15 protein-coding genes are annotated in these 14,306 nt (G+C 33.4%); 10 read left to right on the forward strand and 5 right to left on the reverse strand.

All coding sequences use genetic code 11. The features are described 5' to 3' along the window. The first annotated feature begins 128 nt into the window (after positions 1-128). The 3 genes from H0V01_09130 to H0V01_09140 all read left to right on the forward strand — a co-directional run bounded on the left by H0V01_09130 (position 129) and on the right by H0V01_09140 (position 3,103). A complete protein-coding gene (locus H0V01_09130) occupies positions 129-674 on the forward strand; it encodes a methylated-DNA--[protein]-cysteine S-methyltransferase (GenBank protein MBA2583531.1) in 546 nt (181 codons plus the stop codon). Between the two features lie 275 nt (positions 675-949). Beyond that, the gene (locus H0V01_09135; protein ID MBA2583532.1) at positions 950-1,420 is read left to right on the forward strand and encodes a tryptophan-rich sensory protein; all 471 of its coding nucleotides are present in this window, start codon (positions 950-952) and stop codon (positions 1,418-1,420) included. A gap of 327 nt (positions 1,421-1,747) precedes the next feature. Then, positions 1,748-3,103 carry an NAD-dependent succinate-semialdehyde dehydrogenase gene (locus H0V01_09140; protein MBA2583533.1) on the forward strand — a complete coding sequence of 452 codons (1,356 nt, stop codon included), beginning with the start codon at positions 1,748-1,750 and terminating at the stop codon, positions 3,101-3,103. 112 nt (positions 3,104-3,215) lie between these two features. Here H0V01_09140 and H0V01_09145 read toward each other — a convergent pair whose 3' ends face one another. After that, positions 3,216-4,217: a hypothetical protein gene (locus tag H0V01_09145; protein ID MBA2583534.1), complete on the reverse strand. Its 1,002-nt coding sequence runs from the start codon at positions 4,215-4,217 to the stop codon at positions 3,216-3,218. Between the two features lie 190 nt (positions 4,218-4,407). On the opposite strand from H0V01_09145, the gene ytxJ reads away from it, so the two are divergent. Together ytxJ and H0V01_09155 are read left to right on the forward strand one after the other, a co-directional pair. Further along, complete coding sequence (gene ytxJ, locus H0V01_09150) at positions 4,408-4,803, forward strand: bacillithiol system redox-active protein YtxJ (protein ID MBA2583535.1); 396 nt, start codon at positions 4,408-4,410, stop codon at positions 4,801-4,803. Positions 4,804-4,999: 196 nt separating this feature from the next. Further along, entirely contained in the window at positions 5,000-5,200 is a 201-nt protein-coding gene (locus tag H0V01_09155; protein ID MBA2583536.1) for a hypothetical protein, read from the forward strand. Positions 5,201-5,313: 113 nt separating this feature from the next. Here the strand turns inward: H0V01_09155 and H0V01_09160 are convergent, their stop codons facing one another. Beyond that, positions 5,314-5,748: a hypothetical protein gene (locus H0V01_09160; protein MBA2583537.1), complete on the reverse strand. Its 435-nt coding sequence runs from the start codon at positions 5,746-5,748 to the stop codon at positions 5,314-5,316. A 376-nt stretch (positions 5,749-6,124) separates the two neighbouring features. Here H0V01_09160 and H0V01_09165 point away from each other — a divergent pair, with 376 nt between their 5' ends. Both H0V01_09165 and H0V01_09170 read left to right on the forward strand, forming a co-directional pair. Continuing rightward, the gene (locus H0V01_09165) at positions 6,125-7,705 is read left to right on the forward strand and encodes a peptide chain release factor 3 (protein MBA2583538.1); all 1,581 of its coding nucleotides are present in this window, start codon (positions 6,125-6,127) and stop codon (positions 7,703-7,705) included. Positions 7,706-7,714: 9 nt separating this feature from the next. Continuing rightward, entirely contained in the window at positions 7,715-8,401 is a 687-nt protein-coding gene (locus H0V01_09170; GenBank protein MBA2583539.1) for a class I SAM-dependent methyltransferase, read from the forward strand. Here the strand turns inward: H0V01_09170 and H0V01_09175 are convergent. After that, on the reverse strand, positions 8,352-9,167 hold the full coding sequence (locus H0V01_09175) for a 2,3,4,5-tetrahydropyridine-2,6-dicarboxylate N-succinyltransferase (GenBank protein MBA2583540.1): 816 nt from the start codon (positions 9,165-9,167) through the stop codon (positions 8,352-8,354). The two genes, H0V01_09170 and H0V01_09175, sit on opposite strands and share 50 nt — an antisense overlap. Before the next feature lie 103 nt (positions 9,168-9,270). Here H0V01_09175 and ruvX point away from each other — a divergent pair, with 103 nt between their 5' ends. The 3 genes from ruvX to H0V01_09190 all read left to right on the forward strand — a co-directional run bounded on the left by ruvX (position 9,271) and on the right by H0V01_09190 (position 10,963). After that, entirely contained in the window at positions 9,271-9,684 is a 414-nt protein-coding gene (gene ruvX / locus H0V01_09180) for a Holliday junction resolvase RuvX (GenBank protein ID MBA2583541.1), read from the forward strand. Between the two features lie 151 nt (positions 9,685-9,835). Further along, positions 9,836-10,405 carry a peptide deformylase gene (locus tag H0V01_09185; GenBank protein ID MBA2583542.1) on the forward strand — a complete coding sequence of 190 codons (570 nt, stop codon included), beginning with the start codon at positions 9,836-9,838 and terminating at the stop codon, positions 10,403-10,405. An 18-nt stretch (positions 10,406-10,423) separates the two neighbouring features. After that, positions 10,424-10,963 (forward strand): tetratricopeptide repeat protein, encoded by a 540-nt coding sequence (locus tag H0V01_09190; GenBank protein MBA2583543.1) that lies wholly within the window; start codon positions 10,424-10,426, stop codon positions 10,961-10,963. Between the two features lie 109 nt (positions 10,964-11,072). Here H0V01_09190 and dnaK read toward each other — a convergent pair whose 3' ends face one another. After that, positions 11,073-12,995, reverse strand: a complete 1,923-nt coding sequence (gene dnaK / locus H0V01_09195; protein ID MBA2583544.1) for a molecular chaperone DnaK — start codon at positions 12,993-12,995, stop codon at positions 11,073-11,075. A 156-nt stretch (positions 12,996-13,151) separates the two neighbouring features. After that, on the reverse strand, positions 13,152-14,243 hold the full coding sequence (locus tag H0V01_09200) for a DUF4249 family protein (protein MBA2583545.1): 1,092 nt from the start codon (positions 14,241-14,243) through the stop codon (positions 13,152-13,154). Between the last annotated feature and the right edge of the window lie 63 nt (positions 14,244-14,306).

The following is a 14,306-nucleotide window of genomic DNA, read 5'->3' on the forward strand; positions in this document are numbered from 1 at the left end:
ATTTTGTTATGTGAAAAGCCATTTTAAGGCTTGTTAATACTGTGTTTTTTGAAAAAATCAGCAGTCAATTTTTTTCGCTTATTCTATTAAAGAGTAACTATAATATATGCAATTCAATTTCTCAATAAATGAAACCACAAAATAGAATAACAATAACCCGATTTGCAACTCCAATAGGTGAAATGATAGCAGGTGCCACAGATGAAGGGCTACTATTGTTCGACTTTAGCAAAAGAAGGATGATAGATTCAGTTCTAAATCGGATCAGAATTTTTCAAAAGGCTGAATTAATTGATGGATACCATCCTCATTTCAATGCATTAAAGGAGCAATTCAAAGCATATTTAGCAGGAGAAAGAATGGAATTTCAACTCCCACTGTTATTTTCCGGAACTCCTTTTCAAATAAGGGTTTGGAATGAGCTAACGAATATACCATATGGCAGAACAAGGTCTTACAAACAACAGGCCATGGCACTGGGAGATGTAAAAGCAATTCGTGCTGTGGCAAGGGCTAATGGAGAAAATTGTTTTGCCGTTCTTGTTCCCTGCCACAGAGTAATTGCAGAAAATGGGGATTTAACCGGATATGCAGGAGGACTGGCAAAAAAGAAATGGCTTTTGAATTTTGAACGAAAAAATTCTGCGAAAGAATTGCAGGGTTCATTATTTTGAGAATAATGAAAGGGCAGGGTTGAATTTTTTCAAAAAATGAGAATAGTAAATAGAAATTTATAAAAACTTTTTTTCTTTTTAAATTTATTGAAATTGGGAGAAGTGCATAAAAATAAAAAAGCCGACATTAAGAATAGTCGGCTTTTTTAAAGTCGTAATTGGAAGCACTAAGGATCAAAAGCATTAAGCTTTGTTTTGTTATTTTTTTTAGCCGATTTTTCTTATCTTTAAGTTAGTTATGAATTAACCTTTATTACATTTAAGAATAAAAGACGATGAGCTATTGGATTAAAATAATCATTTTTCTTGCCCTTAATTTCGGGGCACTAGTAATCGGAAGCTTTTTTACTGGCCCTGGAGCTTCTTCTGAATGGTACCAAAGCTTAAATAAGGCTCCCTGGACTCCTCCAGGTTTTGTATTTGGTCTGGCATGGTTTACCATAATGCTCTGTTTTAGCTTTTTCATGGCAAATATTACGGAAGAAAAGCAAGCATTAGCCCTGAATACTATACTTATTGCATATGCGCTCCAATGGCTCTTTAATGTAATTTGGAACCCGCTTTTTTTTAAATTGCAATTACCTGCTTTGGCTCTAATTGATATAAGCTTACTTTTTCTAGCAGTAACCTATTTTGTTTTTATAGGTTTTAAGCATTCCATAGTTAATGCATTGTTGATTCTTCCTTATTTCCTATGGCTTGTTATTGCTGTTTCTTTAAATGCATTTATTGTATTAATGAATTGATTTGCTCCTGGTCTAATTTTGTAACTGATCCGTTATCCTCTCCATTAATTCCTCATGAAGTAATAATGGTATCAGGTTTATTATCATAAATATCTGTTTCAAGGCTTGGACCCGTAAAAAGGACTATTTCTTCTTTTAGTTTTTCTGCTTCTCTTTTTTAGGTTGTGCTAATTTTAATGATTTTTTAACCACACAAAAGTGGGGACATTCCAGAAGCAGGAAAAGTGTTTTTATTTCAGGTTTTTTACAACTCATGTAAAAAATGTACAACTTGCACTTTTTTACTTTTAGTCCTAACTTCAAAAAAAGTCTTTAAAACAATTTTACATGAAATTTCAAAGTATTAATCCATTTTCAGGTCAAGTAATTTCAACTTTCGATGAGCATTCCGAAGAAGAAATAAAGGAAATTTTGATAAATGCAGAGGTTGCTTTTCAAAATTGGCGTGCTTGGCCAATTCATGATCGTTCCAAATTAATGCTAAAAGTTGCAACTATTTTGCTTGAAAATATAGATACCTATGCTCGTACAATTACATTGGAAATGGGTAAGCCAATAAATGAGGCCCGAGCAGAAATAAAAAAATGTGCATGGGTTTGCGCCTATTATGCTGAAAAAGCGGAACATTTTTTAGCCGATGAAATAATTGAAACCGATGCCCAGGAAAGTTTCGTATGTTATGACCCTCTTGGATGTATATTAGCAATTATGCCCTGGAATTATCCTTTCTGGCAAGTATTTCGTTTTGCTGCTCCTACACTTATGGCGGGGAATGTGGGCTTACTAAAGCATGCTACTTCTGTTTTAGGCTGTGCAAAACATATTCAGGAAGTTTTTGAAAAAGCGGGTTTTCCTAAGGGCGTTTTTCAAAATCTATTTATTAATCATCAAAAAGTAGAAAGGCTAATTGAAAGTCCTGTAGTAAAGGCCATTTCCCTTACAGGTAGTGAAAAGGCAGGCTCTGAAGTGGGCGCTATTGCCGGTAAAAACATTAAAAAAAGTGTACTAGAATTAGGGGGAAGCAATGCTTTTATTGTTTGGGATGATGCAAATATTGAACAAACTGTTAAAATAGCACTGACAGCAAGAATGCAAAATGCAGGACAAAGTTGTATTGCAGCCAAAAGGTTTATTATTCTGGAAAATGTTTTTGATGCCTTTGTTTCTAAATTCATTGATGAACTCAAAGGGTTTAATACAGGTAATCCTTTGGATGAAAACACGCATATTGGCCCCATGGCAAGAAGGGATCAGGCTGAAAAACTTCAGGAACAGATTTTGAAATCAAAAGAAATGGGTGCGAAAATTATATATGGGGGAGAACAAATTGGAGCATTTCACTATCCCACTGTAATGATAAATATTAAGCCCGGGATGCCAGTTTTTGATGAAGAAACCTTTGGGCCAGTTGCAGCCATGATTAAAGCAAAAAATGAAGATGAAGCTTTTGATCTCGCAAATAAAAGCCCTTTTGGTTTAGGAACATCCTTATTTACTAAAGACATTGAGAGAGCCAAAAAGTGCATAGGCAGAATAAGCGATGGAGCTTTTTTTATAAATGAACTTGTAAAATCAGATCCTCGCTTGCCTTTTGGAGGAACTAAAAGCTCCGGCTATGGAAGAGAACTTTCAAAAGAAGGTGTTTTAGAATTTGTAAATATTAAAACAGTTTATGTAAAATAGCCATGCACAACCCTTCACAAATAGAAAGGATGCATTTCTATTCCAATGGTTTTACTTGTTTTAATGTGAAAATTAATAAAGGAAGCTTTAATAACTGTCTTTATATGAGGAATTAATTTTCATTTTCTTTTATTTCCTTTCGCTCATAATATAATTTCGCCATTTGGCTGGCAATTATTCCAAAAATTAAAAAAATTAAATATGCAAGTAAAAGCTTGGAATAGGCCAAGTTAAATACATCCTTTAACATAGCCAGAATAAATGCAAGAAACCAGGATATAATTGAAATAGCTCCTAGTGCAAATGATATTTTTTTTAGATTTTCATGCCTTCCTCTTCCTTCCTTTAACAAAGATATTTTTTTGATTTTTGGGGTTACATAAAAATTTAATAGCCCTCCATTTATAATAATTACAAAAACAACAGTCATTTTCATTAAAAATCGGGAATTTTCAAGATAAAATGTATAGGATGGCAATAGCAATGCAGTTCCACTTAAAATTAATAATATCAACCCTAAAATTATCATTTGGGAAATAAGGTGCATTATTACCGATTCTTGAGGTGAAATCTTGTATTTTCTAAGAAAATGTGTAAACATAATATCAATTACCATTGTTCCTCCCAAGCCCAATACAAGTCCCAGCAAATGAATGGTTAAATGATAGCTCCCTGTATCGGCTAAAAATGGGATTAAATCAACCCCAAATCCTCCATATACAACTAAAAATATTAGAAGTGAGAAAAGGAGAGAAAATAACAGCCAGGGAGTAAATTTATTTACCACACCAGCAATCAAGGTCATTTTATAAAGAACCAAAAAGAATATTATTCCCGATAGGTAAAGAACTGCAAGATCTACTCCTGGCAGCCTTTCTCCTGCAATTATTTTTGTTAAATATACAAGTGAAACAAGAATAAAATATCCAAATAAAATTTTTTCTACAGGAATTTCAAGAAACAGTTTGTTTTTTATATGTATAACCGGATCATCTTTTTGAGGATCATAAACGGGTGCTTTTGCTTCTTTTCTTAATCTTTTTAAAAGCGCATAAAAAATGATTGCTGCACCTGAAAGGCCAAGTATTAGTAATGAAAATTTGTTAAATGTCATTCTTAAAAAGTATGTGTTTGTTCTATTAATTTACTAAATATTTTTAGTCCATACAATCTTAATTTATTGTATCAGAAAAAGGATACTTTTTCTGTGATTGTTCAGTTTATATATAATAGCCATATTTACACACCAAATGAAGGACTTTGGTGTATGCTTTAATTTTTTAGTTTGAATAATTTAAAATAGAATGGGATTTTTTGATAGAATAACAAATGAAAATACTAACAATTCAAATGAAACGAATAAAATCACATGGATTGAAATTAAAAGTATTGAAAATTTGGATGAGCTAGTTGAAAGAGCTAAAAGCCAGCCAGTAGCCATTTTCAAACATTCTACCAGGTGCATAATCAGTAAAATGGTATTGAAACAATTTGAAAAGGATTTCAATTTAAAGTTTGGCCAAATGGATATGTATATTCTTGATCTGATAGCTTATAGAAGCGTTTCAAATAAAATAGCAACAATTTTTAACCTTCGTCATGAGAGTCCTCAAATTATTGTGATAATAGGCGGGAAGGTAGTTTTTCATGCTTCTCACAATGATATAAATGCCCAAATACTGAATGAACTTGTTGGGTAATTAGTGCTTTTTGCCAAAAAAAGCCTTGTTACTTTTTTTTTAATAAAAATGGATAAGCTTTAATTGCAATGTTTTGCTTAAAATAAGCTCCCACTATTTTTTTAATAAAAAACCATTATATAAAAATCGCCTCTCCGCTGGTAAAAGTCATTGCAAAGAAATTTCATGAAAATGCTGTCAAATAGTTTGAAAGAAAATGAAGAAAAAGCTTATCAAACTTGCCTACAACTCTGTAAAAAAAAGTGTTTCTGAAGCCTTGGTAATGCTTAATGATAGATACCAGAAAAACAACGAATCTAATCTTGTTTCCATTTCCAGGGAAGATTTAGCTAATATTGTTGGACAGCCACAAAATCAGTTATCAGAACCCTTTCTGACTTTAAAGATGACAAATTAAATAGCATATATAAGGGGGAAATAACTATTCTTAATCAGGAGAAATTGGCAAAAATGAGAAATTAAGGATTAATTCTCTCTTTATACAATCGTATTATTAACTGTAATTTTCTTTTATTTTTTAATTTTAGTGATAATAGTTTTATTCCCTAATATCTTGTAATTCCAACTTTGGTCGAATATTATTTTAAGATAACGTTCATAAAGTCTTATCCTGGTACTTGGTTCACCATCTGCTATTTCTTTATTAGGCTCTCCGGTATATTCAAAGGAATTTACGTTTGGGTGTTGTGACATATACATCTTAACCACCCGTACAATTGTTGCCATTACTTTGTAAATTTCCCCTTTGTTTGTTACTACATATTCCTCCCCTTCATATTCCTCATTTAAAACACCAAAAACTATAGTTGCATTTAAAAAATTGTCTTGTTTGCGACCAAATCTTACCTCATATTGTATTTTATTATCAGTAGTAAAATAGTAAGCACTGCCGGTAGGGATGGCAGGAGGAATAATCTCATAAGTTGGATGATGGTTTTCTTCCATTTTAAATTTAAATCTTATTTAAAATTAGAAAAAAGTTTTGGAGTTCCCCATTTTAATGCAATAATTATATCAATAATTTTTGTTTATTTAATGTCAAAGGTAATTTTTTCTGATATAAATGCTTAATAAAATATGATGTTCAATCTTTTTTATCTTTTTTTTAGTTCTAAAAACAATTTATTCACTTTTGCTTACACCGCTAATATTTTGGTTAGAATTACTCTAAAACCCTTTAGTATTGCCTTTACCTTAACCAATGTTTTTGAATATCCACACCGATTCTTATTATTAGAATGAATTTGCATTTTTATGGGATAATGTTTTTTACTTTTGCCGTTATTATAATAAAGAACAATCAGATAGTATAAAATCAAATATGAGTATAGCAGATCAAATAAAAAAAAGAAGAACCTTTGCCATTATAAGTCATCCAGATGCTGGTAAAACTACCCTTACTGAAAAATTCCTTTTGTTCGGAGGGGCAATACAGACGGCTGGGGCAGTGAAGTCAAATAAAATTAATAAAACAGCTACTTCTGATTTTATGGAAATTGAGAAACAAAGAGGAATCTCAGTTGCCACATCTGTAATGGGCTTTGAATATAGGGGAGTTAAAATAAATTTATTGGATACACCAGGTCACAAGGATTTTGCTGAAGATACCTACAGAACACTTACGGCTGTTGATAGTGTTATCCTTGTTATTGATTGTGTAAAAGGAGTGGAGCCACAAACCGAAAGGCTTATGGAAGTTTGCAGAATGAGGAAAACCCCGGTAATTGTATTCGTAAATAAAGTAGATAGGGAAGGACAACCCCCTTTTGATCTTTTGGATGAAATTGAAGAAAAACTAGCTATACGTGTTAGGCCTCTTAGCTGGCCAATTGGAATGGGACAAAGCTTCAAAGGAGTTTACAATTTGTTCGATAAAAGTCTCTACTTATTCAACCCCAATAAACAAAAAATAGAAAAAGACATTGTTGCAATAAAAGACCTTTCAGATAAGGTACTTGATCAGGAAGTGGGGAAATATGCCGATTTGCTTCGGGAAGAAGTTGAGTTAATTGAAGGTGTTTATGAACCCTTTTCAAAAGCTCAATACGCCTTAGGAAACATTGCACCCGTATTCTTTGGAAGTGCAATAAATAACTTCGGAGTAAAGGAACTGCTTGACACATTTATTGAAATTGCCCCTTTTCCCAGAGAAAGAGAAACAGACCTCAGAATGATTAATCCGGAGGAAGAAAATTTTACTGGTTTTGTGTTTAAAATACATGCCAATCTTGACCCCAGGCATAGAGACAGAATTGCTTTTTTGAGAATATGTTCCGGGAAATTTGAGCGCAATAAAAATTACCAACACGTAAGATTAAACAAGCAATTGAAATTTTATAATCCTACCAGCTTCATGGCACAGGATAAGTCTGTTATTGATGAAGCCTTTCCTGGTGATATTGTTGGTTTGTACGATACCGGGAATTTTAAAATTGGTGACACCCTTACCGAAGGAGAATCATTTACTTTTAAAGGAATACCTAGTTTCTCCCCTGAAATTTTCCGGGAATTGATAAATACAGACCCAATGAAAAGCAAACAATTGGAAAAAGGTATTAACCAGCTCACTGATGAAGGCGTGGCACAGTTATTTACACAACAGCCAGGAAACCGCAAAATTATAGGTACTGTAGGCGAACTTCAATTTGATGTTATACAATTCAGGTTATTGCATGAATATGGCGCCTCCTGTCGTTTTGATCAAATGCCCTTTTACAAGGCATGCTGGATAACCTCTGATAACAAAACAAAACTTAATGATTTGTGTGAGTTTAAGCATAGGAATATTGTTACGGATAAGGATAACAACCTTGTTTTTCTGGCAGATTCAGAATGGGCACTTAATATGACAATTGAAAACAACCCTGAAATCAAATTCCATTTTACTTCTGAACATAAATAAAAGTAAATAATGCTAGTATGTCAGTTGTGCAGTTCAGAGGAAGAAAATTCCATTAGAGGGGCAGATACAAGGGTTTACCACAAGTGCAATAACTGCTCTCTTATTTCTGCTGATTACAGCCACCATCTTAGCATGGAACAGGAGAAAGAAAGGTATCTGAAACATATTAATTCTTTAGAGGATCCAAATTATATTAATTTTCTTTTAAATGCTGTAAATCCAGCTTTGCCTTTTTTAAATAAGCAAATGAAGGGGCTGGATTTTGGATGTGGACCAGTTACTGCAATTAACCATATTTTGAAGCAGCACAGTATTTCATGCGATTCTTATGACCCCGTTTTCCCCCACGGAACTCCTCTTCCTCCTTATGATTTTATTTTTTCAACAGAAGTTTTCGAGCATTTTTTTTATCCCCGAAAAGAATTGAAAAAATTAAGCATGATGTTAAAAGAGGAGGGATTTTTAATAATCATGACGGAATTTCATCCAGGAGAAAACCATTTTAAAGATTGGTATTATCCCAGAGATCCAACTCATGTTGTTTTTTATAATTTGGATACTTTTAATTACATCTGTAAGGAATTTCAGTTTCAAATTGTTTTTACAGACAATAAAAGGGTTGTGATTTTGAAAAAAAAAGCCCTAATCAAACAGCCACATTATGCTCTCTTAAAGCATCATTTAGCGAAGTTTTAAGGTCAGTGCTTGCTTTCCTTTTACCAATTATTAAAGCACAAGGAACCTGGAAATCTCCTGCCGGGAAGCTTTTTGTATAACTTCCAGGAATAACTACTGATCTTTCTGGCACCTCTCCCTTATATTCTATTGGTTTTTCACCACTTACATCTATAATTTTAGTTGATTTTGTTAAAACCACATTGGCTCCCAATACTGCTTCTTTTCTAATTTGTACGCCTTCAACCACAATACACCTTGAGCCTATAAAGCAATTATCCTCTATTATTACTGGTGAAGCCTGAAGAGGTTCTAGAACTCCTCCAATACCCACACCACCGCTTAAATGCACGTTTTTCCCGATTTGTGCGCAGGAACCCACAGTAGCCCATGTATCAACCATAGTTCCCGAATCTACAAATGCACCAATATTAACATAAGAGGGCATTAGAATTACTCCCTGGGCCAGAAATGAACCATACCTTGCAACAGCCGGGGGTACAACCCGAACTCCAAGTGACTCATAATTGGTTTTCAGTTTCATTTTATCATGAAATTCAAATGGGCCAACTTCAATCACCTCCATTTTGCGTATAGGGAAATACATCACAACTGCCTTTTTAATCCATTCATTTACCTGCCATCCATCTCCCACTGGTTCAGATACCCTTAAAATTCCTTTATCAAGTTTTTCAATTACCTCTAAAATTGCTTGCCGGCTTGCTTGTTCTTTTAATAAATCTCTATTATTCCAGGTCAATTCTATTATTTCTTTTAATGCTTTCATTTTATTAATTTTTGCAAAGATATATTTATCAAATTAAAAACTCTTAAATAACCCTGTAAAGGTTAGTGCAATATCATTATCTTTGCCATCTTAATTTTTTTAAATGGGTAGAGTCCTTGCAATTGATTTCGGAAGTAAAAGAGTTGGGCTTGCAGTTACCGATAGTTTACAGATCATTGCAACTGGCCTTACTACAGTGCATTCTAAGGATGTGATTAATTATTTAAAGGAGTATTTTAAAAAAGAAAAAGTGGATTGTGTAGTAATTGGAGAGCCAAAAAAACTAGATAATACGCCCTCTGATATTGCTGTTCAAGTGGAAGCATTTGTGAAGAATTTTAAAAAAAATTTCCCGGATGTTAAGGTTGAACGTGTTGACGAAAGATTTACCAGCAAAATGGCCTTTCAAACAATGATTGATTCAGGACTTAGAAAAAAAGCAAGACAAAATAAGGCCTTGGTTGATGAAATAAGTGCCACAATTATCCTTCAATCATACCTTGAAAGCAGGAGGTAGACTGATTGTGTAAGTAGTGAACAATGAAGTTTTCATACAATAAATTTAATTATATAGCATTAAGTACATAAATGAAACTAAACATAAGGATAAGTTGCAAATTATGTTGGAAATCTTTCATTATATGTGTTTTTTGACACAACACTAATTTATGATATTACCTATTGTAGCTTATGGCGATGCTGTTTTAAAAACTCCAGCCAAGGAAACAGACAAGAATTATCCTAAACTCAATGAGCTTATAAAGGATATGTTTGACACAATGTATAATGCTAAAGGCGTTGGTCTTGCTGCCCCCCAAATCGGAAAATCATTAAGACTGTTTATTGTTGATGGAACTCCTTTTGCTGAAGATGATGAACCTGGAATGGATAAATGGAAAGTGGTTTTCATAAATCCTGAAATTATTGAGGAGCAAGGCAAAGAATGGGCTTTCAATGAAGGTTGTTTAAGTATTCCCACAGTTCGTGAGGATATTTACCGAAATCCAAAAATTCGTATTACCTATTATGATGAAGACTTCAAGCACCACGATGAATATTTCGATGGACTAAAAGCAAGAATAATTCAACATGAATATGATCACATTGAAGGTGTCCTTTTTACGGATAAAATCAGTGGTTTAAAGAAAAGGCTATTGAAAAACAAATTAGCCAATATTTCAAAGGGCTTTGTTGAGGTTCATTATAAAATGAGCTTTCCATTAAAAAAAGGACGTTAATTAATAATAAATAAACCTATGAGAAAAAAACTTTTTTACATGCTTTTTACCTCCGCCATTTTAATGGGCTGTGGGGAGGCAAATAAACCAGAACTTACAAAAGAAGAAAAACAAAGAAATATTGAAGAACTTCAAACAAAGTTATATTCTGATAAACAATTATTCAATGATTCAGTAGCCTTGGTTGTTATTGAAGCCTATGATCAATATGCTACAGATTTTGTTGATGATGATCTTTCTGCTGATTATTTATTCAAAGCAGGGGAGGTTTCCCTTGCCTTGAACCAGGCAATGCGATCAGTTGAATATTTTAAAAGAGTTTGCAAGCAATATCCAAGGCATGAAAAAGCTTCAATTAGTTTATTTCTGCAAGCCTATATTTATGATAATCATATTAATGATGATAAAATGGCTGAAGGTTTTTACAGGGAATTCATTGAAAAATTTCCTAAACACGATATGATTAAAGATGCTGAATTTTCAATTGGTAACCTGGGTAAATCAGATGAGCAATTAATAAAAGAATTTGAAGCAAAGCAGATAAAAGAAGAAGCATAATTTAAAAAAGTCCTATACCACCAATTATTTAGAGTTATTCCTAAAAAAAAACCGCTTTAGTTAATCTAAAGCGGTTTTTTTATATTTCAATGATAAATTTTACCAAGGATTATTTTTTATTTTTATCCTTATCCTCATTTACCTCTTCAAAGTCAACATCAGTTACCTCTGTTTCGCCATTTGAAGTAGGCTCCTGAGCTTGTCCTGCACCCTCAGCACCTGGTTGGCCTTGTGTTGCTTTGTACATTTCCTCAGAAGCGGCTTGCCATGCTGTATTTAATTTTGCCATAGAACTATCAATTGCCTCTATGTTTTTGTCAGCGTGTGCTTTTTTTAATTCTTCAAAAGCCTCTTCAATTGGTTGTTTTTTATCTGCTGGGAGTTTTTCACCGAATTCTTTAAGTTGCTTTTCAGTTTGGAAAATCAGACCATCCGCTGCATTTAGTTTGTCAACCTCTTCTTTTATTTTTCTGTCTGATTCAGCATTTGCTTCTGCTTCGGCTTTCATTTTTTTGATATCCTCGTCACTTAATCCTGAAGAAGCTTCAATTCTAATCTGTTGGGATTTTCCTGTAGCTTTATCTTTTGCCGATACATTTAAAATACCATTGGCATCAATATCAAAGGTAACTTCAATTTGAGGAACACCTCTTGGAGCTGGTGGCAAACCATCTAAATGGAAACGTCCAATTGTGCGGTTATCTTTTGCCATTGGTCTTTCACCCTGAAGAATATGAATCTCCACAGATGGCTGACTATCTGAAGCAGTCGAAAAAGTTTCTGATTTTTTTGTTGGTATGGTTGTGTTTGCCTCTATAAGTTTTGTAAATACACCACCCATTGTTTCAATACCCAATGAAAGTGGGGTAACATCAAGTAACAATACATCTTTAACCTCTCCTGTAAGAACTCCACCTTGAATAGCAGCACCAATTGCAACTACTTCGTCTGGGTTTACTCCTTTTGAAGGAGCTTTACCAAAGAATTTTTCAACTGCCTCTTGAATCGCAGGGATACGTGTTGATCCACCTACTAGGATAATTTCATCAATGTCAGCATTTGTGTATCCTGCATTTTTCATGGCTGTCTTGCAAGGCTCAATTGTTCTTTTAATTAAAGAATCAGCAAGCTGTTCAAATTTAGCTCTGGTTAATGTTTTTACAAGATGCTTTGGTACACCGTCAACAGGCATAATATAGGGAAGGTTAATTTCAGTTGTTGAGGCACTGGACAATTCAATCTTTGCCTTTTCAGCTGCTTCCTTAAGTCTTTGTAAAGCCATTGGATCTTTTCTTAAATCCAATCCTTCATCATTCTTAAATTCATCTGCTAACCAATCAATTAGAACCTGGTCAAAATCATCTCCTCCTAAATGCGTGTCTCCATCAGTTGCTTTTACTTCGAATACACCTTCTCCTAAATCAAGAATTGATACATCATGGGTTCCTCCACCACAATCAAAAACTACAATTTTCATGTCCTTGTGCTTTTTATCTAAGCCATAAGCCAAGGCAGCAGCAGTAGGTTCATTTATTATTCTCCTTACTTTTAAGCCTGCAATTTCCCCTGCTTCTTTTGTAGCATGTCTTTGAGAATCGTTAAAATAAGCTGGTACAGTAATAACTGCTTCTGTTACTTCATGTCCTAAATAATCTTCAGCTGTTTTTTTCATTTTCTGAAGAATCATTGCTGAAATTTCTTGAGGGGTATATTGACGGTCATCAATTTTAACTCGTGGAGAATTATTTTCCCCTCTTACCACTTCATAAGGAACCCTTTTGATTTCGTTTTGAACTTCATCAAAATTGTTTCCCATAAATCGTTTGATAGAGGACAAGGTTTTTTGAGGATTCGTTATTGCCTGGCGTTTTGCTGGATCGCCCACCTTACGTTCACCGTCTTTTAAAAATGCTACGATCGAAGGTGTTGTTCTTTTTCCTTCGCTATTAGGGATTACAACAGGCTCGTTGCCTTCCATTACCGATACGCAGGAGTTTGTTGTACCTAAATCTATTCCAATAATTTTTGCCATTTCAATGTTAATTAAAGTTTTATATTTCTTTTGTTAAAACCCTATAGTCAATGACTATGCCAAGGGTATTTTGAAACCAAATAAGGAAATTATGGCATTAATTAGGAATACATGCCTAAAAAAGAAGTGTCTTGAATGACAAAAAGACAGAATACATTACTCACAACTGGCAGTAACAGAATTGAAAGTGATGCATAAATACTGGTTTTTTTCAACATCCCAATATTTACTAAATCCTTTTCCAAATGTTTTTTCTCTTTCTTTTATAGCTTTTACAGTGGTGGAATTTAGGCCTTTATTTTTAATGGATTGATTAAGCCTGGAGGAAAAAATGCCAATGCCGTTTACAACATTTGTGTATTCAGGTTTTTCTTGAACAATTCCAGAAACAGGTTCATTAACTTCCATGTATGTATTGAGTTCATCACCAGCTACCGAAAAATTAAAATCAATTGTATGTACTAGTCTTTCGATATTTCCATTTGTTTCTGGAATATTATTTGCAATTTTATTAAAAAATTCAGCTCCTGTCATTTTAAAAGGCATTAGTTCCCCTCCTTTTGCTGTTTTAGATTTTAAAGTATAACTCCAATCAAGTTGCCGTGCAATTGTGTCTAAACTTGTTTTATCCACTTCAAAATAATTAAAAACAACTTGAACTGTATATCTTCTTCCATTAACAGCCGAAAACCATTCAATACTTAGATCGGAATCAACACCTGTTGCAGTAGCGAAACTTATTGTTGCCTGATTTGCCGAAAATGGTTTTGTAATTTTAAAGGATTGAACAAGTTCAGTTTCTGCCGAGGTTGTAATGCCCGTACTATTATTTAATACCTTAAGTTCATATTTTGCTTGTGGATTCAGTGGTTGGTTATAAGTATTAAAAGAGTATGCAATATGGTCAGGACTATAAAATAATCCTGTCTGCTTGTTTTTTAAAAAAGATCTTTCAAGGCTAAAGGTTTTTAAAACCTTTCCATTTAGAATTTCATTTACCTTAACATCAAGTATATCGCCATATTCTGAAGAATCTCTTACCTGAGCCATTTGATAAGCATCGGCCTCTCCCAAAAATGCTTTATTTATTTTTATGTAATGAATGCTGTCGTTCTGATTTAACAGCCCATATACTATTGGAGTTTCTTTATACGGTGCATTAACATTTAATTCAGTTTTACACGAAGAAAAAATTGCAATAAAAACCAAGGTTAATATTACGTTTTGTAATGGAATTGTATTTTTCATTTTATGTTTTAAAGCTTCAGGTACAAATTTATCTTAAATTTCAATAGGAACAAACACTATTTT

Source organism: Bacteroidota bacterium, assembly GCA_013696965.1.
In the GTDB taxonomy this organism is placed as follows: domain Bacteria; phylum Bacteroidota; class Bacteroidia; order JACCXN01; family JACCXN01; genus JACCXN01.